The organism is Streptomyces sp. NPDC059897 (assembly GCF_042730865.1).
Lineage (GTDB): Bacteria > Actinomycetota > Actinomycetes > Streptomycetales > Streptomycetaceae > Streptomyces.
On sequence record NZ_JBHWKQ010000002.1, the window covers coordinates 70148 to 97083 of the forward strand.

The 26936-nt window shown below is 71.2% G+C and carries 25 protein-coding genes, 1 pseudogene and 1 riboswitch; of the genes and pseudogenes, 13 read left to right on the forward strand and 13 right to left on the reverse strand.

The features are described 5' to 3' along the window. Positions 1 to 118: 118 nt before the first annotated feature. On the forward strand, positions 119 to 1468 hold the full coding sequence (locus ACFV9W_RS02970; protein ID WP_385755012.1) for an MFS transporter: 1350 nt from the start codon (positions 119 to 121) through the stop codon (positions 1466 to 1468). On the opposite strand, the gene ACFV9W_RS02975 is transcribed toward ACFV9W_RS02970, so the two are convergent. Then, complete coding sequence (locus tag ACFV9W_RS02975; RefSeq protein WP_385755014.1) at positions 1465 to 2055, reverse strand: hypothetical protein; 591 nt, start codon at positions 2053 to 2055, stop codon at positions 1465 to 1467. The genes ACFV9W_RS02970 and ACFV9W_RS02975 overlap by 4 nt on opposite strands. Beyond that, on the reverse strand, positions 2055 to 3149 hold the full coding sequence (locus ACFV9W_RS02980; RefSeq protein WP_385755016.1) for a chemotaxis protein: 1095 nt from the start codon (positions 3147 to 3149) through the stop codon (positions 2055 to 2057). The genes ACFV9W_RS02975 and ACFV9W_RS02980 overlap by 1 nt, the downstream gene beginning before the upstream one ends. Before the next feature lie 182 nt (positions 3150 to 3331). Between ACFV9W_RS02980 and ACFV9W_RS02985 the strand changes: the two genes are divergently transcribed. The 3 genes from ACFV9W_RS02985 to ACFV9W_RS02995 are packed head-to-tail and all read left to right on the forward strand — an operon-like array spanning position 3332 to position 8298. Continuing rightward, positions 3332 to 4783, forward strand: a complete 1452-nt coding sequence (locus tag ACFV9W_RS02985; protein WP_385755018.1) for a basic amino acid/polyamine antiporter — start codon at positions 3332 to 3334, stop codon at positions 4781 to 4783. 35 nt (positions 4784 to 4818) lie between these two features. After that, the gene (locus tag ACFV9W_RS02990; RefSeq protein WP_385755020.1) at positions 4819 to 6081 is read left to right on the forward strand and encodes an arginine deiminase; all 1263 of its coding nucleotides are present in this window, start codon (positions 4819 to 4821) and stop codon (positions 6079 to 6081) included. 30 nt (positions 6082 to 6111) lie between these two features. Then, on the forward strand, positions 6112 to 8298 hold the full coding sequence (locus ACFV9W_RS02995) for a hypothetical protein (RefSeq protein WP_385755022.1): 2187 nt from the start codon (positions 6112 to 6114) through the stop codon (positions 8296 to 8298). Here the strand turns inward: ACFV9W_RS02995 and ACFV9W_RS03000 are convergent. The 5 genes from ACFV9W_RS03000 to ACFV9W_RS03020 form a co-directional block, all read right to left on the reverse strand. Then, positions 8282 to 9646, reverse strand: a complete 1365-nt coding sequence (locus ACFV9W_RS03000) for an MFS transporter (protein ID WP_385755024.1) — start codon at positions 9644 to 9646, stop codon at positions 8282 to 8284. The two genes, ACFV9W_RS02995 and ACFV9W_RS03000, sit on opposite strands and share 17 nt — an antisense overlap. A gap of 56 nt (positions 9647 to 9702) precedes the next feature. Beyond that, entirely contained in the window at positions 9703 to 10809 is a 1107-nt protein-coding gene (locus ACFV9W_RS03005; RefSeq protein ID WP_385755025.1) for an acyl-CoA dehydrogenase family protein, read from the reverse strand. Then, entirely contained in the window at positions 10806 to 11933 is a 1128-nt protein-coding gene (locus ACFV9W_RS03010; RefSeq protein ID WP_385755027.1) for an acyl-CoA dehydrogenase family protein, read from the reverse strand. Before ACFV9W_RS03010 ends, ACFV9W_RS03005 begins: the two co-directional genes overlap by 4 nt. A 105-nt stretch (positions 11934 to 12038) precedes the next feature. Next, the gene (locus tag ACFV9W_RS03015) at positions 12039 to 12830 is read right to left on the reverse strand and encodes an enoyl-CoA hydratase/isomerase family protein (protein ID WP_385755029.1); all 792 of its coding nucleotides are present in this window, start codon (positions 12828 to 12830) and stop codon (positions 12039 to 12041) included. Between the two features lie 32 nt (positions 12831 to 12862). After that, entirely contained in the window at positions 12863 to 14170 is a 1308-nt protein-coding gene (locus ACFV9W_RS03020; RefSeq protein ID WP_385755031.1) for a CaiB/BaiF CoA transferase family protein, read from the reverse strand. A gap of 201 nt (positions 14171 to 14371) precedes the next feature. On the opposite strand from ACFV9W_RS03020, the gene ACFV9W_RS03025 reads away from it, so the two are divergent. From ACFV9W_RS03025 to ACFV9W_RS03040, 4 genes are all read left to right on the forward strand, one after another. Continuing rightward, on the forward strand, positions 14372 to 15049 hold the full coding sequence (locus tag ACFV9W_RS03025) for a GntR family transcriptional regulator (protein WP_385755033.1): 678 nt from the start codon (positions 14372 to 14374) through the stop codon (positions 15047 to 15049). Positions 15050 to 15062: 13 nt separating this feature from the next. Beyond that, a riboswitch (cobalamin riboswitch) is annotated at positions 15063 to 15264 on the forward strand. 35 nt (positions 15265 to 15299) lie between these two features. Continuing rightward, a complete protein-coding gene (locus ACFV9W_RS03030) occupies positions 15300 to 16355 on the forward strand; it encodes an ABC transporter substrate-binding protein (RefSeq protein WP_385755035.1) in 1056 nt (351 codons plus the stop codon). Next, on the forward strand, positions 16352 to 17443 hold the full coding sequence (locus ACFV9W_RS03035; RefSeq protein ID WP_385755036.1) for a FecCD family ABC transporter permease: 1092 nt from the start codon (positions 16352 to 16354) through the stop codon (positions 17441 to 17443). Before ACFV9W_RS03030 ends, ACFV9W_RS03035 begins: the two co-directional genes overlap by 4 nt. Then, positions 17440 to 18225 (forward strand): ABC transporter ATP-binding protein, encoded by a 786-nt coding sequence (locus ACFV9W_RS03040; protein ID WP_385755038.1) that lies wholly within the window; start codon positions 17440 to 17442, stop codon positions 18223 to 18225. The genes ACFV9W_RS03035 and ACFV9W_RS03040 overlap by 4 nt, the downstream gene beginning before the upstream one ends. Position 18226: 1 nt before the next feature. On the opposite strand, the gene ACFV9W_RS03045 is transcribed toward ACFV9W_RS03040, so the two are convergent. After that, positions 18227 to 18847, reverse strand: a complete 621-nt coding sequence (locus ACFV9W_RS03045; RefSeq protein ID WP_385755040.1) for an L-threonylcarbamoyladenylate synthase — start codon at positions 18845 to 18847, stop codon at positions 18227 to 18229. A 158-nt stretch (positions 18848 to 19005) separates the two neighbouring features. Between ACFV9W_RS03045 and ACFV9W_RS03050 the strand changes: the two genes are divergently transcribed. Next, complete coding sequence (locus ACFV9W_RS03050) at positions 19006 to 20154, forward strand: hypothetical protein (RefSeq protein WP_385755042.1); 1149 nt, start codon at positions 19006 to 19008, stop codon at positions 20152 to 20154. Positions 20155 to 20225: 71 nt separating this feature from the next. Here the strand turns inward: ACFV9W_RS03050 and ACFV9W_RS03055 are convergent, their stop codons facing one another. Then, positions 20226 to 20591, reverse strand: coding sequence for a hypothetical protein (locus tag ACFV9W_RS03055; RefSeq protein ID WP_385755044.1), 366 nt, complete (start codon positions 20589 to 20591; stop codon positions 20226 to 20228). Positions 20592 to 20665: 74 nt separating this feature from the next. On the opposite strand from ACFV9W_RS03055, the gene ACFV9W_RS03060 reads away from it, so the two are divergent. Continuing rightward, the gene (locus ACFV9W_RS03060; protein ID WP_385755045.1) at positions 20666 to 21022 is read left to right on the forward strand and encodes a DUF779 domain-containing protein; all 357 of its coding nucleotides are present in this window, start codon (positions 20666 to 20668) and stop codon (positions 21020 to 21022) included. 38 nt (positions 21023 to 21060) lie between these two features. Next, positions 21061 to 22293 carry a phosphodiester glycosidase family protein gene (locus ACFV9W_RS03065; RefSeq protein ID WP_385755047.1) on the forward strand — a complete coding sequence of 411 codons (1233 nt, stop codon included), beginning with the start codon at positions 21061 to 21063 and terminating at the stop codon, positions 22291 to 22293. 57 nt (positions 22294 to 22350) lie between these two features. Here ACFV9W_RS03065 and ACFV9W_RS03070 read toward each other — a convergent pair whose 3' ends face one another. Beyond that, entirely contained in the window at positions 22351 to 23583 is a 1233-nt protein-coding gene (locus ACFV9W_RS03070; RefSeq protein WP_385755049.1) for an RNA-guided endonuclease InsQ/TnpB family protein, read from the reverse strand. A 25-nt stretch (positions 23584 to 23608) separates the two neighbouring features. Between ACFV9W_RS03070 and tnpA the strand changes: the two are divergent. Beyond that, positions 23609 to 24023 (forward strand): annotated as a pseudogene (tnpA, locus tag ACFV9W_RS03075) (IS200/IS605 family transposase). 248 nt (positions 24024 to 24271) lie between these two features. Here tnpA and ACFV9W_RS03080 read toward each other — a convergent pair. The 3 genes from ACFV9W_RS03080 to ACFV9W_RS03090 all read right to left on the reverse strand — a co-directional run bounded on the left by ACFV9W_RS03080 (position 24272) and on the right by ACFV9W_RS03090 (position 25960). Next, positions 24272 to 24679, reverse strand: coding sequence for a hypothetical protein (locus tag ACFV9W_RS03080; protein WP_385755051.1), 408 nt, complete (start codon positions 24677 to 24679; stop codon positions 24272 to 24274). Between the two features lie 105 nt (positions 24680 to 24784). Beyond that, positions 24785 to 24979 carry a hypothetical protein gene (locus ACFV9W_RS03085; protein WP_385755053.1) on the reverse strand — a complete coding sequence of 65 codons (195 nt, stop codon included), beginning with the start codon at positions 24977 to 24979 and terminating at the stop codon, positions 24785 to 24787. 111 nt (positions 24980 to 25090) lie between these two features. Next, positions 25091 to 25960, reverse strand: a complete 870-nt coding sequence (locus ACFV9W_RS03090; RefSeq protein WP_385755054.1) for a phosphatidylinositol-specific phospholipase C/glycerophosphodiester phosphodiesterase family protein — start codon at positions 25958 to 25960, stop codon at positions 25091 to 25093. Positions 25961 to 26166: 206 nt separating this feature from the next. On the opposite strand from ACFV9W_RS03090, the gene ACFV9W_RS03095 reads away from it, so the two are divergent. Next, positions 26167 to 26919: an aminoglycoside adenylyltransferase family protein gene (locus tag ACFV9W_RS03095; RefSeq protein WP_385755055.1), complete on the forward strand. Its 753-nt coding sequence runs from the start codon at positions 26167 to 26169 to the stop codon at positions 26917 to 26919. Positions 26920 to 26936: the final 17 nt, after the last annotated feature.

Below are 26936 nucleotides of genomic sequence, written 5' to 3' on the forward strand. Positions count from 1 at the left end.
TGAATGACACGCCGCACCGTGGTTGCGGTTGCGCAGTTCCCCGCGCCCCTGAAAGCCCCCCGCCTGAACAGCCCCCCACTCCCCGTCCCCGACCGCACTCATCCCGCCGGAGGTCCCCTTGTCGGACCGCACCACGTCAGCCCGTTCGCCACAGAGCCCGTTCAGGACCGCGTTCGCCGCGCTCTCCGGGACTTCCATCGAGTGGTACGACTTTTACGCCTTCGCCACCGCCGCGGCGATCGTGTTCAACGACGTCTTCTTCCCCGCCGACATGCCGACGGCCCTGAAGACGATCTCGTCCTTCGCGACGTTCGCCGTCGGCTTCCTGCTGCGTCCGCTCGGCGGCATCGTCTTCGGGCACATCGGTGACCGCGTCGGCCGCAAGAAGACGCTCGTCATCACGCTGCTGATGATGGGTATCGCCTCGTTCGCGATCGGTCTGCTGCCGACGTACGACCAGGTCGGCGTCCTGTCCCCGATCCTGCTGATCACGCTGCGCCTCATCCAGGGCATCGCGATCGGCGGCGAGTGGGGCGGCGCCGTGCTCATCGCCGTCGAGAACGCGCCCAAGGGCAAGGCCACGTTCTTCGGCTCGTTCGCCCAACTCGGCTCGTCCGTGGGCGCGTTGCTGTCGACCGGCATGTTCAGCCTCATGAACCTGTTCGGCGAGTCCGCGTTCAACAGTTGGGGCTGGCGCGTGCCGTTCCTCGCCTCCGCGGTCCTCGTCGTCATCGGTCTGGTGGTGCGCGCCAAGCTGGAGGACTCGCCGGTGATGGAGGACATCCACGCCGCCGCGGCCGAGAAGGAGACACCGAGCCGGCTGCCCGTCGCCGAGGTGCTGCACAAGGACTGGAGGACGGTCCTGACCGGGGTCTTCGCGCTGGCCACCGCGACCGGCGGCTACTACGTGGTGACCAGCTATCTGCTCTCGTACGGCACCGAGTCGCTGCACCTGTCGGAGTCGATGCTGCTCAACGGCCTCTCGCTGGCGGCGTTCCTGGAGTTGGTGGTCACCCCGCTGCTCGCGCTGCTCGGTGACAAGGTGGGCGCGCACAAGGTCGTCGTGGCGGGTCTCGCCGGTGTCGTGCTGCTGTCCATCCCGCAGTTCATGGTGCTCGGCGGCGGCAGCGTCGTGCTGATCTATCTGATGATGCTGGCGATGCGCCTGGTGATGTCGGCGCTGTACGGGCCGATGGCGGCGATCCTGGCCGACGGCTTCGCCCCGCATGTGCGCTACACCGGCATCTCGCTCTCCTACCAGGTCTGCAACATGATCTTCGCGGGCTTCGCGCCGGTCACCGCGGTGTGGCTGTCGTCCCTGGCCGGCGGCGCGTACTGGCCGCCGGCCGCCGCTCTGATGGTGATCTCGGTGATCGGCATCTGGTGCACGCTGCGGCTGCGCGTCCACTTCGAGCGCCGGGTCGCGGCCGAGTCCACGGCCGCGACCCAGGAGACGGTGCCCGCCTAGTAGCGCTGGGCCTTGGCCACACTCGCCTTGAGATGCGGCTCGGGGGGCTTGGTGCTGATCGCCAGCGGTTGCGCCCTGTCCCCCGCCTTCAGGTCCTCGGCTCCGACGACCTTGGACTCGACGACCTCGCCGTCGGAGTCGCTGAAGTCGACCTGCACCGCGTACGAGGCGGTCTTGTCGGTGGTGTTGGTGATGTGGACGACGACGGCGCGCACGCCCTTCGTGTCCGCGAGGCGCTTGCCGGTCAGTTCGACGTCGCGCACCGCGTTGCCCTGCCCGTCGGCCTTGTCCAGCTGCTTGGTGAACTCCTGGCGCTTGCGCTCCAGGTTCGCCGAGACGGACGCCTCGAACTTCTCGGCCCGCTCCGAGGCCGACTCGGCGGCCTCCGAGGCGGAGGCCTTGATCGACTCCTTCTTCGACTCCAGCGCCGAGGGCGGCGTACCGGAGAACCTCGACGCGTCCGGGGAGCTGGCCGAGGCGCTGGCACTCGCTCCCGTGTCCTTCTCGCTGTCCGAGCCGCACGCCGCGAGCGCCAGCACACCCGCCAGCGCGCAGGCGAGCGGCGCGACCGTCCTCCGCGCGCCCATCAGAACCTCAGCACCGCGGCGATGCGCCCGGCGTCCGCGAGGGTGTCGTCGGGGACGAACACCACCTCGGCTCCGGTCTCCAGGGCGGATTCGACGACCTCGTCGACGATGTCGTGCACGGCGTCGAGATCGTCATCGGCGGCCGGTTCCAGATGCCCTTCGCCGGCCCGCACGGTGATCCGGTAGTTCTCCTCGACGACAAGCCGGCGGATCCGCCCGTCCTGGGCCTCCTGCCACACCTCGTCCACGCCCGCCGCGTACTTCTTCTCTCCGCGCGCCTGCTCCAGCTGGTCCAGCGCCTCGGCCACGGCGAGCCGCGCCGCCTCGTCCCGGGCCGGGGCCACCGCCTGCGCCACCTCCTCGGGGGTGCCCTGCGCGAGGCCGCCGACCGGCACCTCGATCGCCCCCTGCGCGGCGCTGCCGACCTCCGTCAACAGCGTCAGCGCGGCAGATTCCCCGGTGACGTAGAGCGGCCTCGGTTCCTCGCCGAGCACATCGCTCAGCTCCGTGTCCGCGTCCCGGAAGAACTGGCGGGCCTGCTCGTCGCGGAAGGTGCTCGGCACGTCGCCGATGCGCTCCTTGCGTTCGGCGTCCGGGTCCTCGAGGCTGCGGGTCAACGGGAAGCCGTGCTCCGTGTTCTCGGTGACGCGCTCGCCACGGCCGTCCCACAGGGTGATCCGGTCGGCGGCCAGGGCCAGCACCCAGTAGGGGCGCCGCGCGGCGTCGGCTGCGACCAGGTTGCGGGTCAGGAAAGTGTCGGCGACCACGACCCGCTCGGGGACGCCGCGGTCGACGGCCCAGGCCTGGTGTTCGCCCGGCGCGGCGAAGACGACGAGGCCGTCGCGCGCATGGGCGAGGTCGATCTCCTGGACCGCCTCCCGCAACTGCGCGAGGACGTCCTCCTGCCGTTCCTTGGTCACCGCGGGGTCGGCCGCCAACTGGCGTTCCGCCTCGCTGACGAGGTTGCCGAGGCGGACCGGGTCCTGGCTGTTCTCCGGTCGACGCCGGTGAGTGGGCATCGCCAGGGACACGGCGGGATAGGTGCGCGGCTCGCGCAGCTCGCGAAGGATCACCGGGGTCAATGAGGAGTGCATGGCTGCTTGTCCTTCTTCTGAGACGGCTCGCACCATGCTGCCCACAACTCACACAATCTGCCATTTGGGATGGACAGCCCGTGACACCTCAAGGCGCCGAAAAGGTGCAGCCATCAACGTATTGGTAGAAAACTGTTCTCCGAGCGTCCCAGCTCCCCCGCACCGCAACCGAAGGGGACGTGATGGAGCAGCAAGGCTCTACGGACTCCCAGACCTCCCCACCGCCCGCGAAGCTGGCCCTGTTCACCCTCACCACCATGGTCATCGGCTCCATGGTCGGCGCCGGGGTGTTCTCCCTCCCCGCGCGCTTCGCCGAGCAGACCGGGGTGGCCGGAGCACTCATCTCCTGGGCGATCGCCGGTACGGGCATGCTCATGCTCGCCTTCGTGTTCCAGTCCCTCGCCGTGCGCAGACCCGACCTGGACGCGGGCGTCTACGCCTACGCGAAGGCCGGCTTCGGCGAGTACGTGGGATTCTTCTCCGCCTTCGGCTACTGGGCCAGCTCCTGCGTCGGCAACGTGACGTACTGGGTGCTGATCATGTCGACGGTCGGCACGATCTGGTCGAGTCTCGGCGAGGGCGACACCGCGCTCGCCGTGATCCTCTCCTCGGTCGGCCTGTGGGCGTTCTTCCTGATGATCCGCCGCGGCGTGAAGGAGGCCGCGGCGATCAACAAGATCGTGACCGTGGCGAAGGTCGTGCCGATCGTCATCTTCGTGATCCTGGCGCTGGTCTTCTTCGACCCGGGCGTGTTCGCCGAGAACTGGGGCGGCGCCGACTACGCGGGCTCCCTGTTCAGCCAGGTCAAGGGCACGATGCTGGCCACGGTCTTCGTCTTCCTCGGCGTCGAGGGCGCCAGCGTCTACTCGCGGCACGCCAAGCGCCGCGAGGACGTCGGCAGGGCCACGATCCTCGGCTTCCTCAGCGTCTTCGCCATCTTCGCCTCCGTCGTGATCGTCTCCTACGGGATCATGCCGATGAGCGAGATCGCCGAGCTGCGCCAGCCGTCGATGGCGGGCGTTCTGGAGGACGCGGTCGGCACCTGGGGCAAGGTCTTCATCAGCGTCGGCCTGATCGTGTCGGTGCTCGGCGCCTACCTGGCGTGGACGCTGATGGCCGCGGAGGTGCTGTTCGTCGCCGCGAAGGACGACGACATGCCGCGCTTCCTGCGCAGCGCCAACGCCGCGGACGTGCCGGTGCCCGCCCTGCTCATGACCACGATCCTGACCCAGGTCGTGCTCGTGATCACCGCGTTCTCCGACGACGCCTTCAACTTCGCGCTCGACCTGACCAGCGCGCTCTCCCTGATCCCGTATCTGCTCGCGGCCGGGTTCGCCGCGAAGATCGGCATGCGTCCCGATCCGCTCACCACCGGCGGCCGCACCTCCAGCCGCGAACTGACCATCGCGTGGGTGGCCGTGATCTACACGGCGTTCCTGCTGTACGCGGCGGGGCTGAAGTTCGTGCTCGTCTCGCTGATCTTCTACGCCCCCGCCACCATCCTGTTCGTGATGGCGCGGCGCGAGCAGGGCCGCCGCCTGTTCTCCCCGCGTGAGTTCGTCATCCTCGCGGTCTCCGTCATTGGCGCGGTGCTCGGCATCGTCGCCCTGGCCGCCGGCTGGATCAGCCTGTGACCGCCCCGTCCCATCCTCTCCCCGGGAGGCACCCCGTGACCGAGCCCGACCGCCCCGCTCCCGCCCCGTACGGCGTCCACTCCGAGGTGGGCCGGCTGCGCAAGGTCCTGGTCTGCGCGCCGGGGCTCGCGCACCGCAGGCTGACCCCGACCAACGCGGACGATCTGCTCTTCGACGACGTGATGTGGGTGGAGAACGCCCAGCGCGACCACGCCGACTTCGTCAACAAGCTGCGCGGGCGCGGCGTCGAGGTCGTCGAGCTGCACGAGCTGCTCGCGGAGACGATGGCGGTCCCCGGGGCCAGGTCCTGGCTCCTGGACCGGAAGATCGTCGCCAACCAGGTGGGACTCGGCCTGATCGACGACACCCGCGCGTTCCTGGAGGGCCTCGATCACCGGCAGCTCGCCGAATACCTCATCGGCGGTCTCGCCACCACCGACCTGCCCGACGACTACCGCTCCCCGTACGTCTCCCTGGCCCGCGAAACCGCGGGCGTGCGCGAGTACCTGATGCCGCCGCTGCCCAACACGCTCTACACCCGCGACACCACGTGCTGGCTCTACGGCGGTCTCACCCTCAATCCGCTGTACTGGCCCGCGCGGCACGACGAGACGCTGCTGATGAAGGCGGTCTACGAGTTCCACCCGGACTTCGCGGGCTCGACCGTGTGGTGGGGCGATCCCGAACAGGACTGGGGGCAGGCGAGCTTCGAGGGCGGCGACATCATGCCCGTCGGCAAGGGCGTCGTCCTGATGGGCATGAGCGAGCGCACCTCGCGGCAGGCCATCACGCAGGTCGCGGCCTCCCTGTTCGAGAACGGGGCCGCCGAACGCGTCATCGTCGCCGGGATGCCGAAGCTGCGCTCCGCAATGCACCTGGACACCGTCTTCACCTTCGCCGACCGCGACATCGTGACGCTGTATCCGAAGATCATGGACGCGGTGCACACGTTCTCGCTGCGCCCGAGCGACAAGGCGCCGGGCCTGGACATCACCGACGAGGGCTCGGCCGCGTTCACCGACGTCGTCGCGAAGGCCCTCGGCATCGGCGACCTCCAGGTCATCGAGACGGGCGGCGACGTGTACGCCTCCGAGCGCCAGCAGTGGGACAGCGGGAACAACGCGGTCGCCCTGGAGCCCGGCGTCGTCTTCACCTACGACCGCAACACCCAGACGAACACGCTGCTGCGCAAGGCGGGCGTCGAGGTCATCACCATCGTCGGCGCCGAACTCGGCCGCGGGCGCGGCGGCGGCCATTGCATGACCTGCCCCATCAGCAGGGACCCGCTCGACTATTGAGGCGGCCCCCGGACCGGTACCGTCGACGGCATGGAGAAGGTCGCGCTCCATCCGCTGCTCCGCGCGGTGGCCCTCGTCGTGGCCGCGCTCGCCACGCTGACCGTGTGCGTCACGGCCACCGTCCGCGGCACGCTGCTCGACCCCGGCTTCCACGCCGCCGTCCTCGACGAACAGCACGCCTACGACCGGCTCTACAACGAGGTCCTGGTCGACCCGAAGGCGTCCCCGGTCACCCGCGACCTGCTGGCCGGGCTCGCCGTGCCGGAGGCCCAGATCACCTCCAACCTCAAACTGGTCCTGCCGCCGGACACGCTGCGCGACCTGACCCGGCAGCAGATCGACGCGACGGTCGGCTATCTCAACGGCGACCGTGACGAACTGGGCCTCGTCGTCGATCTGCGCCCGGTCATCGCGGGCCTCGGCGACCTCGCGCACACCTACTTCGGCGATCTCGTCGCGGGCGTCCAGAACCGCTCCGAGCCGGACTTCGACCGGTTCCGGGAGACCCTCGCGGACGAGGCCCGCGAACTCGCCGCCGGGCGCGCGCCCGAGAACCTGCCGCGGCTGCCGCTGACACCGGACCAGGCGGACCGCGTCGCCGACGCGCTGCTCGCCCTCGTACCGGCGAAGGCGCGCGCGGAGCTGCGCCCGGAGATCGAGACGGCGCTCGCGGACGGCGACGTCGGCACCGCGCTCGCAGCCGTCGCCCCTGCCACCGTCACGGACCGCGTCCAGAGCGCGGCGACCCAGCTCCGGGGGCTCGCCGACGGCGGCACCTGGGACCTGACCGACACCCTCAAGGCATCCGGCAACGACCTGTCGGGGCTGCACGAGGCGCGCCCGTACACGGCGGTCGGACTCGGGGTGCTCGAAGTCGTCGCGGCGGTGCTGCTGTTGCTGTCCCTGGCCGCGCTGTGGCTGCTCGGTCCGCCGCAGCCGGGGCACCGGCTCGTCCTGCTCGGCATCCCGCTCGCGGCGGGCGGGGTGCTCACCGCGCTGGCCGCCTGGGTGACACGCCTGGTCACCGACGGGCGGCTCGTCGCGCCTCCCGACTCGTGGCCGCCGAGCCTGACCCGCCTCGTCGACGACGTGCAGCGCGCCGCCGTGGGCCACCTCACCGGCACCGCACTGTGGGCCGCGCTCGTCCCCGTACTCGCGGGCGCTCTGCTCGCCGGTGTCGGCCTGCTCATGAGGAGCGGGCTCGCGGGACGGGCGCCGCGGGTGGCGCGCGAGCGGCTCGGGTCGCCGCGACGCGCGGTCGGCCTGGGGTTCGGGTCCGCGTGCGTGGCGGTCACGGGAATGGTGCTGATGCCGCTGGCCGCTTCCCCGGCGGCGGCCCGCGAGTGCCAGGGCAGCACCGAGCTGTGCGACCGCCGCTACGACGAGGTCGCGTATCTGACCATGCACAACGCGATGTCGACGACCGCCGACCACTTCATCGGGCCGCTCCAGGACCCGCACATCAGCACGCAGTTGGACCACGGGGCGCGCGCCCTGCAACTGGACACCTACCGCTGGGAGACACCCGAGGAGATTGCCGGGCGTCTCGACGGCTCCGAGTTCACCGCCGAGCAGCAGGCGCTGGTGCGGTCCGCGGTCAACCGGGTCAACCCGCCGCGCAAGGGCCTGTGGCTGTGCCACTCGGTGTGCAGGGCGGGGGCGATCCCGCTGGTGCCGACGCTGCGCGAGCTCGGCGACTGGATGAAGGACCACCCCAATGAAGTGATCACCCTGATCGTCCAGGACGCGATCTCCGCCGAGGACACCCGCAAGGCCTTCAGGCAGGCCGGGCTGGACAAGCTGGTCCACCGGCCGGACGCCGACCCGGGCAAGCCGTGGCCGACGCTCGGCGAGATGATCGACAGCGGCCGGCGCCTGGTGGTCTTCGCCGAGCAGGCGGACGACGTGGGCTCCTGGTACCGCAACTTCTACCGGTACGGCATGGAGACACCCTTCACCTTCCGCTCCCCCGACCAGATGAGCTGCGTCCCGCACCGCGGCGGCGACGACAAACGGCTGTTCCTCCTCAACCACTTCATCACCAACAACGGCGGCAGCCGCATCGACGCGGGCGAGGTCAACGCCCGCCGCTACGTCCTCGACCGGGCCCACCGCTGCGAACGCGAACGCGGCAGGCCGGTCAACTTCATCGCCGTGGACTACGCGACGATCGGGGACGCGCAGGGGGCGGTGGACGCGCTCAACGAGGGTCGCTGACCCGCTCAGACTCCGACTCGGGCACCGGTTCCGGATCTTCGACGAGCGACGTCTTCGAGGTCTCGGGCATCAGCGCGTACGTGATCAGCGAGATCAGGGCGCAGCCGGATACGTAGAGGAAGAACCAGTTCTCGTGGCCGCCGTCGGCGAAGGCCAGCGCGACGTAGGAGGCGGTGCCGCCGAAGAGGGCCTGGGCGAGGTTGTAGGGGACGGCGACGCCCACGGTGCGCACCTCGGTGGTGAACAGTTCCGCCTTCACCACCGCGTTCACGGACGAGTAGCCGGCGACGATCGTCAGCGCCAGGACCGAGAGCGCGAGGGCGGCGCCCCAGGTCGGCCACGCCTTCATGCCGCTGAGGATCGGATAGGTGCCGAGCGTCGTCCCGACGCCGAAGAAGATCAGCACCGGACGGCGGCCGACCCGGTCCGAGATGTAGCCGCCCAGCGGCAGCAGCACCAGGAAGACGCAGAGCGCCGCGAAACTCACCCAGGACGCCTGCTCCTTGGGTAGACCGACGCTGTTGACCAGGTAGCTGTTGAGGTAGGTGGTGTACGTGTAGTAGGCGACGGAGCCGCCGAGCGTGAGGGCGAACACCAGCACGGCCGCGCGGCGCTGGCGCCACACCTCGCGCATCGTGCCGCGCCGCTCCTGTACGTCCGCGGCCTCCGCCTTCACGTACGCCTCGGTCTCGTGCATGCCGCGGCGCAGATAGAAGACGGCGACGGCGCCGAGCGCGCCGATCACGAAGGGGATCCGCCAGCCCCACTCGGTCAGTTGGTCCTCGCTGAGCAGGGTCTGGAGCACGATCAGGATCACCAGGCCTGCCAGCTGGCCCAGCGTCACGGACACGTACTGGAAGCTGCCGCCGAGGCCGCGCCGGTGTCCTGCCGAGACCTCGGTCAGGTAGGAGGCGCTGGCCGCGTACTCGCCGCCGACACTGAGTCCTTGCAGCAGGCGGGCCACGACAAGGACGACGGCGCCGGTGTAGCCGGCCGTCGCGTGGTCGGGGGCGAGCGCGATCATCAGGGCACTGGCCGACATCAGTCCGACGGTGACGGTGAGCCCGGTCTTGCGGCCCTTGCGGTCCGCGAGCCTGCCCAGCAGCCAGCCGCCGACCGGCCGGGCGAGGAAACCGACGGCGAAGACCGCCGCGGAGTTCAGCAGGGAGGCGGTGGGATCGTCCGCCGGGAAGAACCGGCCGGAGAAGTAGACGGCGAAGGTGGCGTAGACGAACCAGTCGAACCACTCGATCATGTTGCCGATCGAGCCGACCAGGATGTTCCGGACGTAGGTGCGCTTGTGCGCGGCCGTGCTGGATACCGCTCTTGGGTTGACCGGGCGACTCATCGTCGAGCCTCTCTGGGGAAGTGGGGAGCGGGGACGGGCGGGGACAGGGGTGGAGGTCAGCGCGGCGTGGGGGCGGTGAGGACGTCCCAGAGGCCGGGCTCGCCGGCCTCGACGGCGAGGCGGCCGAGGGCGGCGGCCTCGGTGTGCTGCGGGGTGGGGGTGTCGCGCCAGGCCCAGAGGCGGCGCGTGTACCGGTGCAGCGGGTACTCGGCGGTGATGCCGAGCGCGCCGTGCAACTGGTGGGCGGTGCGGGCCACTTCGGTGGCGGTGGTCGCGGCGGTGATCCGTACGGTGGCGGCCGCCGCGGTCAGCCGGGCGGCGTCCTCGTCGACGCTCCCCTTCGCGCGGTACGTGTCGCGGGCGTGGTGCAGCGCGGCCTCGGCCTGGAGGAGGTGTACGCGCATGGTCGCGAGGTGGCCTGCGACGGCCGGGATCTTCAGGAGCGGCGCGCCGAACTGCTCGCGCTCGGTCACATGCGCGGCGGTCAGTTCGTAGGCGCCCTCGGCCGCGCCGAGCAGGGCGGCCGAGCGGAGCAGGGCGAGGCGGGCGCGGAGGTGTACGGGGGACGGCGCGCCGGGCGGCAGCGCGTTGACGGGCGCGGAGGCAAGGTCGACGGCCGCGTACGGGGTGTCGCACAGGGCGGGGCGGGAGGGGTGGCGGGTGACGCCGGGACCCGTGAGATCGACGGTCCACGGTCCCGCTTGGGCGGCTCCGGCCGCGGGGATCAGCAGCAGGGTGTGCGCGTCGGACGCCCAGGGGACGGCGGGCAGTCGCGCGGTGACGGTGCCGTCGGCGCCCGGTCCGGTGCTGCCTTCGGGCAGGAGGGCGAGGGTGGTCGTCCCGGTGGGGAGGGCGGTGCCGGAAGCCAGGCACCAGTCGGCGGTGGCGGACTCGGCGAGCGGGGTGGTGACGGCATGCCGGGCGAGCGCGTGGGCCAGGGCGAGCAGATCATCGAAGGAGCCGCCCGAGCCGCCCGCCGACTCGGGGATGTCCAGGCGTGTCATGCCGAGTTCGGCGAGGCGCTCCCACAATGCGGGGCCGTTCGCCTCTCCTCCGTCGGCCTCCGCGTCCGCCGTGAGTCCCCGTACGACCTCGCGGAGTTCGTCGGCGTACTCGCTGGTGATGGTGGGCTCGCGGCGCCGGGGCCTGGTGGGCGTGGTCATGCGCGGGTCTCCTCTCGGGCGATCAGGGACAGCAGGACGTCGGACGCGCCGCCGCGCAGGCCGAACGCCGGGGCGGCGAGCAGTGCCTGGCCGAAGTCGCTGTCGGCGGTGGGCGGCAGGCCTGCGGAGGCCTCGCGGAACGCCTCGACGACGTCGTTCTCGAAGGCGTTGCCCAAGTACTTCAGGGCGGCGGCCGCGCGGACCGGGGTCTCCCCGCGGTCCATGGCGGAGGCGACGTCCCAGCACAGCCGGCGCAGGACGGTGAGCCGGGCGGTGAGGGAGCCGATGGACGCGGAGAGAGAGTCAGGGATGCCGTGTCCGGTCCCGGCGGCCTCGGCGAGCAGGGCGACGAGGACGGGGTAGCTGGACAGGACGCGTTCGGCGCCGCCGCGTTCGAAGGAGAGCTGGCCGACAACTTGGCGCCAGCCCTCCCCCTCGGTGCCGATGAGGCGGCCTTCGGGGACGAACACGTCCTCGAACCGCACCTCGTTGAAGTGGTGTTCGCCCGCCAGGTCGGGGATGGCGCCCGTACTGACCCCGTCGGCGTCCATGTCGACGACGAACTCGCTCAGCCCCTGGTGCTTGCGGTCCACGTCCTCGCGCGGGGTCGTGCGGGCCAGCACATAGGCGTGGGTGGCGTGGTGGGCGTGGCTGGTCCAGATCTTGTGGCCGCCGATCCGCCAGCCGCCTTTCACGCGGCGTGCGGTGGTGCGGACCGAGGCCAGGTCGGAGCCGGCCTCCGGCTCGCTCATGCCGAGGCAGAAGACCGCGTCGGTGGCGGCGATCCGCGGCAGGATCTCCTCCTTGAGGGCGGGGCTGCCGTGCCGCAGGATCGCGGGCCCGATCTGCCGGTCCCCGATCCAGTGCGCGGCGACGGGCGCGCCCGCGCGGAGCAGTTCCTCGGTGACGGCGAGCCGGTCGACGTTGCGCAGGGCGTGGCCGCCGTACTCCACCGGCCAGGTCATGGCGGTCATGCCGCGGGCGGCCAGTTCGCGGCTGAAGTCGCGGTCGAAGGAGCGGAGCCAGGCGTCGCTGCGAGGGGTGTAGCGGGCGGTCGTCCGCCACTCGGCGGTCAGGGAGCGGGCGGCGGACCGGAGGTCGGTGTGTGGGTCGGTCGGGGACATGCGGTGGTGTCTCCTGAAGTCGAGGGGTCGGTGCGGTCACCCGGCGATCGGTCTCGGGGCTCCGCCCCGGACCCCGCGCCTCAATCGCCGGCGGGGCTTGAAGGGTCAGGAACCCGTGTACGTGCCGTCGCGCTTCTCACGGAACGCGTCGTAGGCCTCGCGGGAGTCGTCCATCGACGTCACCACGGCCATGTGGGAGGAGATCAGGTCGAGCGCGGTGCGCAGGTCGTGGTTCGCGCCCTGCCGGACGGCGCGCTTGATCATCGCCAGCGCGGCGGGCGGCTTGGCGACGAGGCGGGCGGCGAACGCGTACACCTCGTCGAGGAGGTCGGCGTCGTCGAAGACGTCTTCTACGATGCCGAGCCGCTCGGCCTCGGCCGCGTCGACGAAGTCGCCCGTCCACAGCAGCCGAAGCGCGGCCGCCTGGCCGACGACGCGGGGCAGCAGCCAGCAGCCGCCGTCGCCGGGGACCAGGCCGACCTTGATGTAGCCCTCGCAGAAGCGGGCGGAGCGTCCCGCGAAGCGCAGGTCGCACAGCAGGGCCATGTCCATGCCCGCGCCGACGGCGGGCCCCGCGACGGCGGCGAGGACCGGCTTGTCGAGGTCGTCGAGGGCCCGTGCGACCTGGTGCACCCGCTCGGTGAGCAGCCGCTTCTCCTGGATCGGGGTGCGCTGTTCGCCCTTGAAGTCGGCGAGGTCGACGCCGGAGCAGAAGGCGTCGCCGGCGCCGGTGACGACGATGACGCGGACGTCCGGGTCGGCGTCGGCGCGGCGCAGGGCCTCGGCCCAGGCGTCGGCCATGGGGAGGGTGAAGGCGTTCTTACGGTGCGGGCGGTTGAGCGTGATGGTGGCGATGTGGTCGCGGGTGGAATAGAGGAGGTCTTCGGCCGCGGACATGGCGGTTCCTTCCGTTCCGTCGGTGTGTGTTCTCAGGCGGCGGTCGCGGGGCTCGGCTCGCGCGCCACGCCGGTGTCGAAGAGGGCGGTGGCATCCGCGCCCGGCAGGCCCAGTTCGGCGAGGACCTCGCGGGTGTGTTCGCCGAGGTGCGGGGCGGGGCGCAGCGGGCCCTCGTCCTCGGGCGGGGAGGCGCCCGCGTCGGGTTCGGTCATCCTCACCGGCGGCCGGCCGAGCAACAGCGGGCCCTCCGTGGGGTGTTCGGTGCGCTCGAAGAAGCCGGTGGCGCTCAGGTGCGGGTCGGTGAAGAGGTCGTCGAGGGTGTTCACGCGGGTCGCCGGGATGTCGCGGGCGTCGAACTCGGCCTGCCACTCGGCCGTGGTGCGCAGCAACAGCTCGGCGTTGACCATCGAGTAGAGGGTGTCGATGTGCTCGGTGCGCTCCGTGATGGTGCGAAAGCGCGGGTCGTCGGCGAGCGCCGGGCGGCCGATCGCGGCGAAGAAGGCCCGCCACTGGGCATCGGTGTAGATCATGACGGCGAGGTGGCCGTCCTTGGTGCGGCACGGGCGCCGGTGCGGGGAGCTGGTGCGGGCGTAGCCGGTGGGGCCCGTGGGCGGGTCGAAGACGCGGCCGCCCTGCTGTTCGAGCAGGGTGAACGAGGCCATGGTCTCCAGCATCGGGACCTCGACGGCGCGGCCTCGGCCCGTGGCCTGGCGGCCGTGCAGCGCGGCGAGGACGGCCGCGGCCCCGTAGATGCCGACGGTCTTGTCGGCCGCCGCCTGCCGCACGTACTCGGCGCCGCCTTCACCGCCCTGGAGTGCGGCGACTCCCCCGGCGGCCTGGATGACGTCGTCGTAGGCGGGCCGGTCGGAGTCGGGGCCACCGGCGGCGAAGCCGCGGAACGCGCAGTGGACGAGGCGCGGGTTGCGCTCCAGGGCGGACTCGGCCGTGAGCCCGAGCCGGCGGGCGGCCGCGGGACGCAGGTTGTGCACGAGGACGTCGGCCGAGTCGACCAGGGCGGCGAGGACGGGCGCCGCGCCGGGGGCCTTGAGATCGAGGGCGACGCTGCGCTTTCCGCGGTTGGTGTTGAGGAAGGCGGGACCCATGCCGTTGCCCCGGGTGTCACCGATGTAGCGGACGACGTCGCCCGCGGGCGGCTCGACCTTGATGACGTCAGCGCCCCACTGGGCGAGCAGCAGGGTGCAGTACGGGCCCATCAGTGTCGAGGTGATGTCGACGACGCGGACGCCGTCGAGCGGCCGGTCCGCGGGGAACCCACCGCCGCCCACTGCCACCGCGTCCTGCAAATTGTCTACCGATTCTGCCGGTACCTTCGGCGTCATCGCCGAATCCTCCTCCGAAATCGGCCCCTGATGGCGCCCCTTGGGCCCGTCAGCGGGTTTCATTTCGGGTGTTTGCCGGTGAAACGGACAACCACCCGAGCAAGATTGGATGCAATCTGACTCACGGTTCGGCATGATGTCAATGCCCCTGCGCTTTCAGGGGAGTTAGAGTCGACAACCTCGACGGGAAGGCAGGCGCCAGTGACGGCTCAGACGGGGGCGGACCGGCTGGACGCGGTGTCCGGCGCGGTGGCCCAGGTGGTGGAGGAGCTGCGGGCGATGCTGTTCGCACGCGATCTGACGCCCGGCAGCCCGGTGCGGCAGGAGGCACTGGCGGCGCGTCTCGGGGTCAGCCGGGCCCCGGTCCGCGAGGCGCTGCGGGTGCTGGCCAGCGAAGGCGTCCTCGACCACGTCCGCAACGTCGGGTACCGGGTGAAGGTGCTGACGGCGGCCGAGTTCGAGCAGACCTATCTGATGCGGCGGGTCCTCGAGGCGGAGGTGCTGCGCAGGCTGCCGCCCTTCTCGGCCTCCGCCTTGGAGGGACTGCGCACCGCGAACGAGCAGATCGCGGAGGCGTCGGCCCGTGGCGACCTCACCGCCATGGCGCGTCTCAACTCCGACTTCCACTTCCGCATGTTCACCGCGTCGGGCCTGGACCTGGTCGTCGCCGAACTGCGCCGCGTCTGGCAGCTCAGCGACGGCTACCGGGCCTACCTGCTGCACGACCCGCTGTCGCAGAAGCGGATCGTCGACGAGCACGCCGAGATGGTCGAGGCGCTGCGCGTCCGGGACCACGAACGCCTCGTCTCGCTCATGGACCACCACCGGGACGGCACCCGCCCCCAGCTGGAGGCGGTCTTCACACCGCCCTCCCCGTAGCGGACACCCGGCGTGATAGTTTCGCCGAGCCAGTCGTACCTTTGTGTGTTTTTATGCGCACACGGGTCAGGGAATCCGGTGCGAACCCGGAACTGACGCGCAGCGGTGAGGGTGACGGGCGGAGCCACTGCCACTGGGCCGGCACATCGGCCTGGGAAGGCGCTTCGCGCGGACGACCCCGAGTCCGAAGACCTGCTGGCGGCCTCCAGCGCCGCGTGGCGTGGGGGCGGACCGTAGGCCGGCTCCGCGTATGAGCCCTGGACGCGAAGGAACCTCCGTGCTGTTCGCACGTCAACTCCGCCGATGCGCCCCGCTGTTGGCGCTCACCCTGCTGCTGACCGGGTGCGGTACGACCGCCGCCACCGAGGACGACGCCGCCGGTGGTCGTGGTGTCACGCTCGACAACTGCGGCGAGAAGGTGCGGGTCGAGCACACCCCGCGTCGCGCCGTCGCCCTCGACCAGGGCTCCGCCGAGATCATGCTCTCGCTCGGCCTGGAGGACCGGATGGCCGGCACCGGCACCTGGACCGACCCGGTGCTGAAGAACCTGGCGAAGGCCAACGCGAAGGTGCCGCGCCTGGCCGACCGCTACCCGTCGTTCGAGAAGGTCCTCGGCACCGAACCGGACTTCGCCGCGGCCTCGTTCACGTACACCCTCGGCAAGGGCGGTGTGGCGCCGCGCGCGGAGTTCGAGGAGCTCGGCGTGCCCACGTACCTCTCCCCCAGCGACTGCGCGGGCAAGGACAACGGCGGCGACGGGGACGGGGTGCGGACCAAGGCCCTGGGGCTCGACGTCGTGTACGGCGAGATCCGCGATCTGGCGCGCGTCTTCGACGTGGAGGAGCGCGGCGAGAAGCTGATCGGGCAGCTCAAGTCGCGGGTCAGCAGAGCCACTTCGGGTGTCGATGCGCACGGCGTCGACGTCCTGTACTGGTTCGCCAACTCCGACTCGCCCTACATGGCGGGCTGTTGCGGGGCGCCCGGCGTCGTCACGAAGGAGCTCGGGGCGCGCAATGTCTTCGACGACACGCGCGCGGAGTGGCCGCAGGTCAACTGGGAGACGGTCGCGGACCGCGATCCCGATGTCCTGGTCATCGGCGATCTGACGCGCCGCTCACAGTCCGCGGAGTCGGCCGCGCAGAAGATCAAGTTCCTGGAGTCGAATCCAGTCACCAAGCACATGACCGCCGTGAAGAAGAAGCGGTACGTGCGCCTCAGCGGGCAGGCCATGAACCCGACGATCCGGACGGTCGACGGCGTGGAGCGGGTGGCCGCGGGGCTGCGCCAGTTCGGGCTCGCCCGGTGACGGCCCGTTCGGTCACTGCTCGCACGGTTGCGGCTCCTCCGGCGACGGCCGCGCATCCTGCGCCCTCGCCCCGGTTCACCCTGCGCGCCGCGCTCGCCTGGGCGGCGGCCGTGGCCGCACTGTGCGCCTCCGTGGCCTTCGCGATCACGATCGGTCCCGCGCAGATCCGGGTCGGCGACGTGTGGGCTGCGGTCGGCGACCGGATCGGCCTGGCGACCTCGGACCTCTCGCCGATCCGGGACGGCATCGTATGGAATCTGCGGCTGCCCCGGACGCTGCTCGCGGCGGTGTGCGGGGCCGGGCTCGCGGTGTGCGGCACGGTGCTCCAGGCGCTGCTGCGCAACCCCCTGGCCGATCCGTTCGTGCTCGGTGTCTCGTCGGGCGCGTCGACCGGGGCCGTGCTCGTCGTCGTGCTCGGCCTCGGCGGGGGCGCCGTCTCGGTGTCCGGCGGCGCGTTCGCGGGCGCCGTCTGTTCGTTCGCCCTGGTGCTGGTGCTGAGTCACACGCTGGGCGGCAGCACGGACCGGGTGGTGCTGTGCGGCGTCGCGGCGATGCAGCTGTTCTCGGCGCTGACCTCGTTCGTCGTGCTGACCTCCGCCGACGCGGAGACGACGCGCGGCGTGCTGTTCTGGCTGCTCGGCTCGCTCAGCGGCGTCGGCTGGACCGAGGTGTGGCTGTGTCTGGCCGTGCTCGCCGTGGCACTCGTGGTGTGTCTGGCGTACGGGCGCACCCTCGACGCGTTCGCGTTCGGCGCGGAGGCGGCGGCCGCGCTCGGCGTCCGGGTGGGCCGTACCCGGATCGTGCTGCTGTGCGTGACGGCGCTGCTCACGGCGGCGCTGGTGAGCGCGGCGGGGGCGATCGGCTTCGTCGGCCTGGTGCTTCCGCACGCGGCGCGCGCCCTGGTGGGTCCGGGGCACACCCGGCTGCTGCCGGTGACGGCGCTCGCGGGTGCGGTGTTCCTGGTGTGGGTGGACACGGTGGCGCGGACGGTGCTCGAACCGCAGGAGGTTCCGGTGGGTGTGGTGACATCGCTGATCGGTGTGCCGGCGTTCGTGCTGGTGCTCTACCGGCAGCGGGGTGTGCGATGAGCCCTTCCCAGCAGGGGCTGCGCGCGGAGCGTGTGTCGTGGTCGCCGGGCGGCGCGCTGGTGCTCGACGGGGTGTCCGTGACACCGGAGCCCGGCACCGTCACCGGCGTCCTCGGCCCCAACGGCTCGGGCAAGTCGACGCTGCTGCGCCTGCTCGCCGGGGTGCTGGCCCCGTCCGCGGGCCTCGTCACGCTCGACGGCGACCCGCTCGCCTCGGTGGGCCGCAGGCAGGCCGCGCGGCGCATCGCCATGGTGCAGCAACAGGCCGACGCCCAGGTCGAGTTGACCGTCGCGGACGTCGTGCGCCTGGGCCGGGTTCCGCACCGCCGCGCCTGGCAGCCCGCGTCGGCGGCGGACGAGGCGGCCGTGCGCGAGGCCCTGGAGCGCAGCGGACTGGCCGACCGGGCGCACCGCCTGTGGCACACCCTGTCCGGCGGCGAACGCCAGCGCGTCCAGATCGCGCGAGCCCTCGCGCAGGAGCCGCGCGAGCTGCTGCTCGACGAGCCGACGAACCACCTCGACATCCAGCACCAGCTCGAACTCCTCGACCTGATCGGCACGCTGGGCATCACGTCCGTCGTCGCCCTGCACGACCTGAACCTCGCCGCCACGTACTGCGCGCGGGTCGTCGTGCTGCGCGAGGGCCGGGTGGTGGCGGCGGGAGAGCCGGGCGAGGTCCTGACCGAGGAGCTGATCGCCGACGTGTACGGGGTGCGCGCCGAGGTCACCCGCCCCGGCGCCCGCCCGCACATCCGCTATCTCGGGACGACGACGTCGCGCTGATCTACTCGAAGCGCTCGGCGTCCCCGGCCCCGCGCCGCACGATCTCGGCCTCGCCGCCGGAGAAGTCGATGACCGTGGTGGGCACCGTGCCGCAGTCGCCGGAGTCCACGACGGCGTCGACCTGGTGGTCGAGCAGCTCCTTGATCTCCCAGCCCTGTGTCAGCGGCTCCTCCTCGCCGGGCAGCAGCAGCGTGCTGGACAGCAGCGGCTCGCCGAGCTCGGCGAGCAGCGCCTGCGTCACCACGTGGTCGGGGATGCGCACACCCACGGTCTTCTTCTTCGGGTGCTGGAGCTGCCGCGGCACCTCGCGGGTCGCGGGCAGGATGAAGGTGTAACTGCCGGGCGTGGCCGCCTTGATGGCACGGAACACGTCGTTGTCGATCTGGACGAACTTGCCCAGCTGGGCGAAGTCCTGGCAGACCAGCGTGAAGTGGTGCCGGTCGTCGAGCTGCCGGATCGAACGGATCCGGTCGACCCCCGCCCGGTTGCCGAGGCGGCAGCCGAGCGCGTAGCAGGAGTCCGTGGGGTAGGCGACGAGCGCGCTGTCGCGGATGCCGTCGGCGATCGCGGAGATCAGGCGCGCTTGCGGGTTTGCTGGGTGCACGTCGTAGTACCTGGCCATTCGGCGAGCGTACGGGATCGGACGCGCCACGCCGGGGTACACGGAGGGCGAATCGGGCGCACACGCGCGACAATCCCGACACCGGCCCACCCTGCCCTGGCCACGGCGCGTCCTCGGACCCATACTGGTCGCGCCCCGATCACTCACAGAACGACTCCATGGCGAAGAAGAACTCAACCCCGACACCCGTCCCCGACACCGTGTGGCTCGGACGCGGACGCCACCTCGGGCCCGAACCCGAGCGCGACGTCCGGCGCAACCTGATCGCCCTCAAGGCGGCGGGTGTGCTCGACGACTTCCTCGACCTCGATCCCGAGGACGCGGCGCGCTCCACGGTGCTGCATCCGCGCGAGCCGGAGGCCGGTCCCGGCCCCGGCGCCCGCCGGGTATTCGAGGCGCGCTGGCGCGTCGCCGACAACGTCACGGTGCGCGGCCAGCTCACGACGTACGACCCGGATGCCCGCGCCAAGGGCTCCGAGGGCGTCACCTGGATCCTCGCCGCGGAGGCGGAGCGGCCCTGGGAGCTGTCCTGGCCCTCGCCCGCGCCGATGTTCTGGCCGGACAGCGAGCGGGTGCCGTGGGACCACGACACGGTGGCGGGGCTGCGCCTGCGGGTGCCGAACCATCTCCCCAAGGACGACGACGCGCTGCGCCGCCTCCTCAAGGACTGCTCGCGCTCCAGCTGGTACCTGCATGTCGTCGTCCACGAGGCGATGACACCGGACGCCCAGGGGCAGCGCTCCCTCACCCGGTTCCTGCCGCCGAGCCTGCAGCACCGCGTGATCGAGCACCGGGCGACGCCCGAGCAGGCGCAGATCGTGGACTTCGGGCTGCGCAAGGACTTCAAGGCGGGGATGCCGCGCGGCGGCGCCGTCGTGCTGCCGACCACGCCGCCGCACCCGGACTATGTGGCGGACCGTTTCACCGTGCGCAGCGTCTTCCTCGACGGCAGCGAGCCGACGGAACTGCTCGACCGGATCCGGGAGTTCACCGCGTTCCCGCGGCCGCTGACCGACGAGGCGGAGCAGGCCCTCACCCGGCTGCGCGACGGCTGGCATCTGCTCACGTCCGACGAGGAGCTGACGCACGCGCAGGACATGGTCACGAAGTACGCCGAGGCACTGGACGCCATGACCCGCTCCCGGGACAGCTACCGGGAGGCGGCCGAAGCGGCGCGGGCCGCGCTGGCGGAGGCGCCGCGCGCGGAGAGCCCTTCGCACGCCCCGGCGGACGCGGACGCCAAGGACGCCTCGCCGTTCGGCACGCTCGGCAAGGCGTTCGGACGGTTCCGGGGTCCGAACAAGTAGGTTTCACGGACTCACTGGTTCAGGACCGGTGGCTCCGGGCGCCCGCCGTACCAGCGGGCGCCCGGAGGCCTTCACTCCTCCTCCGCGTCCTCCTGTGCTCCCGGGTCGGACATCCGCAGCGCGATCTCCTGCAGCAGCTCGCTGGAGTTGACGTCCATGCGGCCCTCGTCGTGGATCTTGGCGAGCTGCGTGAAGAGGAACGCGAACGCCTCCACGAGCGACACGCTCGCCGGCATCAGCGCGGCGATGGTCAGTTCGGCCGCCTCCTCCGCAGTCGCCCCCGATGGGATCTCGATGGTCGGGAACACCTCCGACACGAGCCGCCCCAGCTGCGTCAGGTCGGTGTCGAGTGCCTCGCCGTCGCTGAGCCTGCGCACCATTTCGTGCGTCTCGGTGAGCACGCCGATGGCCCGCAGAATGATCTCCCTCTGTTCCATGTGCGGAGCTTATGCCGGGGCCCGCGTCGCGCGTGCAACGTGGTCGCAACGTCCCACCCCTTTGACTGTCCGGCATGACCGACGTACCCCGCGTGGAGCTGACGGACGCGGCCGCCGAGCTGGTGCGGCGGCTGCGCGAGGCCCACGGCCCGCTGATGTTCCACCAGTCCGGCGGCTGCTGCGACGGCAGCGCCCCGATGTGCTACCTGGCGGGCGAGTTCCGCACGGGCGCCTCCGACGTGCTGCTCGCCGATCTCGCGGTGGAGGGGGTGGCGGAGCCTGTGTCGTTCTGGATGTCCAAGAGCCAGTACGAGGTGTGGAGCCATACGCGCCTGATCGTCGACGTCGTCGAGGGCCGTGGCAGCGGCTTCTCGCTTGAAGCACCCGAGGGCGTACGTTTCCTCATCCGTTCCCGACTTGTCGGCACGTAGCCATCGACGCGCGACCCCGCGTCTGCTGAACTCCCCGCATGCAGACGAGAGTTGGCAAGAGAGGCAGAAGAGTCCTTGCGGCCCTCGGGGTCGCGTCGATGCTGGCCGGTGCCGCACTGTCGGGTGCGGTGCCGGCCGGCGCCACTTCGGGCGAGCGGGTCGCCCCCGGCGTCACGTACACGGAGTTCGACGTCCCCGCCGCCAAGGGCACCGCGCACGCCCATGTCCTCACCGTCGATCTGACCGACCCGCGCGTGCGGGTCGACCTCCTGCACCCCGGCGTGGTCGGGGCCCGCGCCACCGTCTCCTCGATGTCCGACACGGCCGGCGCCGTCGGCGGGGTCAACGGGGACTTCTTCAACATCACGGAGAGCCAGCATCCGGGCGTCGCGGTCACCGGCGCCTCCGTCGGGCCCGCCATCGCGAGCGGGCACACCCTCAAGGCGGCCGTGCCGAACGGGCAGCGCTTCGGCCCGGCCCTGCCGCCGGGCACCTCCACCCGGGACGTCCTCGGCGTCGGTGTCGACCGGCGGGCCCGCCTGGACACCCTGGACCTCGACGGCTCGGTGCGCACCCCGGACGACCGGCTGCCGCTGGGCGGGCTCAACCAGTACGCCCTGCCGGTCGGCTCGGTGGGGGCGTTCACGTCCGACTGGGGCAGCGTGTCGCGGGTGCGGGCGACCTGCGGCACCGACACCCAGCGGGCGGCTCCGTGCAGCACGGACACGTACGAGGTGACGGTGCGGCGCGGGCGTGTCGTGTCCTCGGCCGACACACCCGGCAGCGGGTCCATCGCGGCCGGCTCCACGGTCCTGGTCGGCAGGGAGGCCGGGGCGCAGTGGCTGCGCAAGCTGTCGCCGGGCGACCCGGTCTCGGTCCGCCACCGGCTCGTCGCCGCGCGCTCGGACGTCCCGTACCGCTTCGCGGTGGGCGGCTATCCGGTGCTGCGCGACGGCGCGCCGCTGCCGGGTCTGGACGGGGCGACGTCGGCGGTGCGCACGGCGGCGGGCATCGGGGACGGTGGCCGGAAGCTGATCCTGATGGCGCTGGACGGCGCCCCCGCCTACCGCACCGGCATGTCGATGACCGAAGTGGCCGCCACGATGCGGTCATTGGGCTCGGCCGACGCGTTCAGCCTCGACGGCGGCGGTTCGTCGACCCTTGTGGCGCGCGCACCGGGCGCGCCTTCGGTGTCGGTCCGCAACCACCCCAGCGATCCGCCGGAGCGGGTGGTCGCGAACGGGATAGGGGTGTTCTCGGCCGCGAATTGACGTGCACCCTCTCCCTGAAGGGAGAGGATTCTGGCCTTCCGGTCCGGTGCCCCGCTGCTATGCGGCGCGGGCTCCGGCATGGATTCCTTGGCTTCCTGCTTCTTCACGCCTCGCCATGGCGCTGGGCCATGATCTTGCAAGCTCTCCACAGGTATCCCCCGCTCGTCCAGCGGCGTCCTTCACGTTCACTGCGGCGTTCACGTCCCGGTCCAGGTGTGCGCCGCAGGCGGGGCAGTCCCACTTTCTGACGTGGAGTGGTTTGGGTCCGTCGACGTGTCCGCAGGCGGAGCAGCGGCGGGTGGTCGGTTCGAACCGGCCGATCTTCACGAATGCCCGGCCGTATCGCTCGCACTTGTACTGGAGCATGTTGATGAAGGTGGACCAGCCCGCGTCGTGCACGCTCTTGGCCAGCCGGGTGCGCGCCATTGCGGACACCGCCAGGTCCTCCACGGCGACCGCTTGGTTCTCACGGACGATCCGGGTGGACAGCTGGTGCTGGAACTCACGCCGCGCGTCGGCAACCTTCACATGAGCGGCTGCAACCTTGAGGCGCGCCTTGGCCCGGTTATTCGATCCCTTCTGCTTACGGGACAGTTCACGCTGTGCCTTCTTGAGCTTCTTCTCCGCCCGCCGCAGAAACCTGGGTGAGGTGATCTTCGTGCCGTCCGAGAGGACGGCGAAGTACTTGAGGCCGAGGTCGATTCCGACCATCGGCAGGCCGTCGCTGTCCGGGGCGGCTGCCAGGTCGGTGTCCGGGTCGGTGACGATGACGAAGCTGGCGAAGTACCTCCCGCTCGCGTCCTTGACCACCGTGACAGAGGAAGGCACGGAGGGTAGCGTGCGCGACCAGCGCACCGGCACCTCGCCCACACCCGGCAGGGACAGGCGCCCCTTGTCGGTGATCTTCCACCGGGCGTTCCGGGTGAATCGGATGGACTGCCGCTGGTCCTTACGGGACTTGAAGACCGGCGGCCCGACCTTACGGCCCTTGCGCTCGCCTTTCAGACTCGCGAAGTACGCGCCATAGGCCGCGCCGAGGTCCCGCAGGGACTGCTGGAGCACCACCGCGGAGACCCGGCCCAGCCAGGCCCGATCCGGCGTCCGCTTCGCCTGTGTGATCAACGTTGCCGACAGCTCGGCCATCGACGGGGCTTTGCGGCCCTCGGCCCGGGCCGCCTCACGCGCGGCGATCGCGTCGTTGTACACCACCCGGGCACACCCGAACGCCCGCGCCAGCGCGGTGCGCTGGCCCGGCGTGGGGGTGAGTCGGAAGGAGTACCGAAGCTGCATAAAAGCCACCGTAGATATCTGGGTCATGGCTGAGATGCAGCAGGTGAGAACTGGCAGGCACTGTGCGTCCGTGATGCATGTCCACCTGGCATTGTGGCCGCTCCGTCACAAGGCGTTCTCAGATGCCCATCTCGTACGGGTGGAGGAGATCATGCGGTCGGTATGCGCGGACTTCGAATGCGAGCTGATCGAGTTCAACGGCGAGGACAATCACGTCCGCCTCTCGGTGAACTTCCCGCCCAAGGTGGCCGCCACCAAGCTGGTCAACTCGCTCAAGGCGGTCTCCTCGCACCGTTTGCGCCCAGAAGTTCCCTGATCTGGTGCACCACTACTGGCGGGCCAACAGACCCTGGTCAGGCTCCTACTTCGCTGGGACCTTGGGCGGCGCCCCGCTCAGCGTGGTGAAGCAGGACATCGAGCAGCAGAACCGCCCGGTGTGAGCGCCCTCCCGTGTTCGCCAGGAACGAGCTGTCACAGCGCTCAGCACCATGTGAGGTGCCCCGCGCGATGTCCAGCTTCGCCGCATGAACCTCTGCGACGCTCCGCGTCGCCACCACCCGATCGCTTCACCACCACTGCGAATGAATCCCGGTAGCGCCACTGGAACGCCGGTCGCCCGGACGCACCACTCAGGCTCGTCCGGGCGACCGATGGCTCACGGCACATGACACCGCCGTGTCCGTGTCCGTCAGTCGTAATAGTGGACGCGCAGCATCTCGGAGTCGTTGTCCGAGGCGATGTAGAACTCGGCCCGGTTGTTGCCCCCGTCGACGTAGTCGTCGAGGTTGCTGAACGTCCAGCAGCCCGCACCGGTCACCGACTTGACCAGCTTCGGGTTGTAGACCTGCGCGTCCTCCTCATAGAGGTGGTAGGTCTCCTTGTGACTGTTGGAGGTGGTGATGCACGCCTTGAAGGAACCACCGCCGGAGTTCACCGTCTTGGTGCGGTAGTGGCTCTGGTAGTAGACGCCCTTGCTCCCGAGGTCGGACCACCCCGAGGCCGCCGGTGCCGCGCTGACGGTCTGCGCGAGGCACATGGAGAGCGCGGCGGTCAGTACCGCGACTCCGGTGGCCCTGCGCGGATCGAGCTTGAACATACTTCTCCCCGTGATACGAACACATTTACGTGCCGGATCACCGTCTCAAAGCGGTCCGCGCGCTGTCCAGGATCGTCAATTCCGCGCCGTGCTGTGCGGGTTGCCTCAGGGGCTGAGGCTGCTGACCAGCCCCGCCGTGGACGTGATGCCGTCGTGGATGGTCGGGGCCGCGTCGGTGCCCGCGAGCAGGAAGCCCAGCAGGACGCACACGAGCGCGTGCGAGAACTTCATTGCCCCGTTGCGCAGGAACAGCACCGCGACGATGAGCAGCAACAGCACGACGGAAATGGACAGAGACATCGCCGAACCTCCTCCGCCACGTCAACACCGTGGCTATCGGCCGCAAGTGTGACGCAGCGGAGGGCGCCGACCGGGGCATGACCTGTCCCCCGAACGGGTGTTAACCCGGGGTCACCGGCCCGGACTCTTGTCGTGGGCCTCCAGGAACGCCCGAAGGCCGGCGAGGTCGTCGGTGTTGAGGTGGTCGACGTCGGCGGCGATCAATTCGGTCCAGACGGCGTCCCGTTCGGGGCCGGCGACATCGGGTGTCGCCCAGAAGCGGACGCGCTGGCCGCGCGCGTGGGCGGCGCCGACGATCCCGCGCAGCTTGTCGCGCTCGGCGGCGGGGATGGGGCCGCTGCCCAGCCAGGTGAAGTTGTTGGCCCAGTTGTCGCTGATGAGCGGGACGAACGAGGCGGGCGCCGTGGTGCCGAGGTCGGTGAGGCGGCCGTCGTAGAAGGCGCTGCGCCTGGCCTGCGCCTCCATCGGCGGGCGGGCTGCCCGGTCCCCTGAGACGACGACGGTGACGGCCCCGGTGTGCACGCGCCCGCGGTCGTACGTGGTGAAGAGGCGGCCGTGGCGGCGCAATTGGCGGTCGAGTTCCTGGTACGTCGCCGCGCCGTCGGTCTTGATGTCGACGAGGAGCTGCAACGGCGTGCGCCAACCCCGGTACACGGATCCGTGGTTGGCCTTCACGCGGGCCGCGAGCGGGTCAAGGTAGAGGGAGGCCAGGGTGCGGGTGGGGTCGAGGTCGACGGGGTCGTGGGCGACGAGGAGGTCGCCGTTGACGAGGTAGATGTCGGCCTCGACGCTGTTGAACCGCTGGTCGAGCGCGTCGAGCAGGGGTCTCGGGTGCTCGTAGTCGTTGTGGGCGTGGGCGCGCCGCAGCGGCGCGGGGCCGCGTTTGGGCCCGGCGGCCTGGGCCGTGCCGGTTGTGGTGACACCTACGGCGAGCGCGGCAGCGAGGGTGCCGAGGGCTCTGCGGCGGGTGGTCGGGGCCATGCGTGCCTCCCGTGGTGGGCCGGTGGGACACGGCGAGTATGCGGGGCCCGGGTGGGCAACCGGCAGAGGTGGGAAGGGAGTTGGCGCGACTGGCACCCCCGGTTCACCGTGGGGCCACCACAACGCACTGGTCACGGGCGTGCATGATGGCGGGTACGGGCGAGGGATCGACGGAAAGCGAAGACGGAAAGCGAAGGGAGTCGGCCGTGCGCCAGGCGGAGTGTGTGGTGGAGGTGCTGCGCGAGGTACTCGGTCCTGACCTGGTGGCCGCGTACCTGTACGGCTCGGCGGTCTCCGGCGGCCTGCGCCCGCACAGCGATGTGGACGTGTTCGCGGTGACCGGCGCCGCCACGACCCACGGTCAGCGCGCACACCTCGTCGGCCGGCTGCTCGACCTGTCCGGGGCAGGTGCGGCGCACGGCCAGGAGCGCCCGGTGGAGCTGACGCTCGTACGGCTCGCGGAGGTGCGGCCCTGGCGGTTCCCGCCGGTGCGGGAGTTCCAGTACGGCGAGTGGCTGCGGGACGCGTACGAGCGCGGGCTGACACCGGAGCCGGAGGTGGACGAGGACCTGGCTGTGCTGGTCACGATGGTGCGGCAGCGCGGCGTCGCCCTGCTCGGACCGCCCGCCGCTGAGCTGCTCGATGCGGTGCCCGCGGCCGATGTGCGGCGCGCGATGACGGCCGGGATTCCGGCGCTGCTCGACGAGTTGGAGACGGACACCCGCAATGTGATCCTGACCCTGGCCCGCGTCTGGGCCACCCTCGCGACGGGCGAGATCCTCTCCAAGGACGCGGCGGCGGACTGGGCGCTCGCCCGGCTCCCGGAGCAGGAGCGTGCGGTGCTCGCGCATGCCCGCGCCGTGTATCTGGGAGAGGCGGAGGAGGCGTGGGAGCGGCTGGGCTCCCGGCTGCGGCACGAGGCGGAGGCGCTGGTGGCGGAGATCGAACGGGTCGCGTGAGTGCCAGCCCCGAACGC

Coding starts and splice junctions, on each gene's coding strand:
- ACFV9W_RS02975 (WP_385755014.1), bottom strand. CDS start 2,055: ATGGGCGCGCGGAGGACGGTCGCGCCGCTCGCCTGCGCGCTGGCGGGT.
- ACFV9W_RS02980 (WP_385755016.1), bottom strand. CDS start 3,149: ATGCACTCCTCATTGACCCCGGTGATCCTTCGCGAGCTGCGCGAGCCG.
- ACFV9W_RS02985 (WP_385755018.1), top strand. CDS start 3,332: ATGGAGCAGCAAGGCTCTACGGACTCCCAGACCTCCCCACCGCCCGCG.
- ACFV9W_RS02995 (WP_385755022.1), top strand. CDS start 6,112: ATGGAGAAGGTCGCGCTCCATCCGCTGCTCCGCGCGGTGGCCCTCGTC.
- ACFV9W_RS03000 (WP_385755024.1), bottom strand. CDS start 9,646: ATGAGTCGCCCGGTCAACCCAAGAGCGGTATCCAGCACGGCCGCGCAC.
- ACFV9W_RS03005 (WP_385755025.1), bottom strand. CDS start 10,809: ATGACCACGCCCACCAGGCCCCGGCGCCGCGAGCCCACCATCACCAGC.
- ACFV9W_RS03010 (WP_385755027.1), bottom strand. CDS start 11,933: ATGTCCCCGACCGACCCACACACCGACCTCCGGTCCGCCGCCCGCTCC.
- ACFV9W_RS03015 (WP_385755029.1), bottom strand. CDS start 12,830: ATGTCCGCGGCCGAAGACCTCCTCTATTCCACCCGCGACCACATCGCC.
- ACFV9W_RS03020 (WP_385755031.1), bottom strand. CDS start 14,170: ATGACGCCGAAGGTACCGGCAGAATCGGTAGACAATTTGCAGGACGCG.
- ACFV9W_RS03030 (WP_385755035.1), top strand. CDS start 15,300: ATGAGCCCTGGACGCGAAGGAACCTCCGTGCTGTTCGCACGTCAACTC.
- ACFV9W_RS03040 (WP_385755038.1), top strand. CDS start 17,440: ATGAGCCCTTCCCAGCAGGGGCTGCGCGCGGAGCGTGTGTCGTGGTCG.
- ACFV9W_RS03045 (WP_385755040.1), bottom strand. CDS start 18,847: ATGGCCAGGTACTACGACGTGCACCCAGCAAACCCGCAAGCGCGCCTG.
- ACFV9W_RS03050 (WP_385755042.1), top strand. CDS start 19,006: ATGGCGAAGAAGAACTCAACCCCGACACCCGTCCCCGACACCGTGTGG.
- ACFV9W_RS03055 (WP_385755044.1), bottom strand. CDS start 20,591: ATGGAACAGAGGGAGATCATTCTGCGGGCCATCGGCGTGCTCACCGAG.
- ACFV9W_RS03060 (WP_385755045.1), top strand. CDS start 20,666: ATGACCGACGTACCCCGCGTGGAGCTGACGGACGCGGCCGCCGAGCTG.
- ACFV9W_RS03065 (WP_385755047.1), top strand. CDS start 21,061: ATGCAGACGAGAGTTGGCAAGAGAGGCAGAAGAGTCCTTGCGGCCCTC.
- ACFV9W_RS03070 (WP_385755049.1), bottom strand. CDS start 23,583: ATGCAGCTTCGGTACTCCTTCCGACTCACCCCCACGCCGGGCCAGCGC.
- ACFV9W_RS03080 (WP_385755051.1), bottom strand. CDS start 24,679: ATGTTCAAGCTCGATCCGCGCAGGGCCACCGGAGTCGCGGTACTGACC.
- ACFV9W_RS03085 (WP_385755053.1), bottom strand. CDS start 24,979: ATGTCTCTGTCCATTTCCGTCGTGCTGTTGCTGCTCATCGTCGCGGTG.
- ACFV9W_RS03090 (WP_385755054.1), bottom strand. CDS start 25,960: ATGGCCCCGACCACCCGCCGCAGAGCCCTCGGCACCCTCGCTGCCGCG.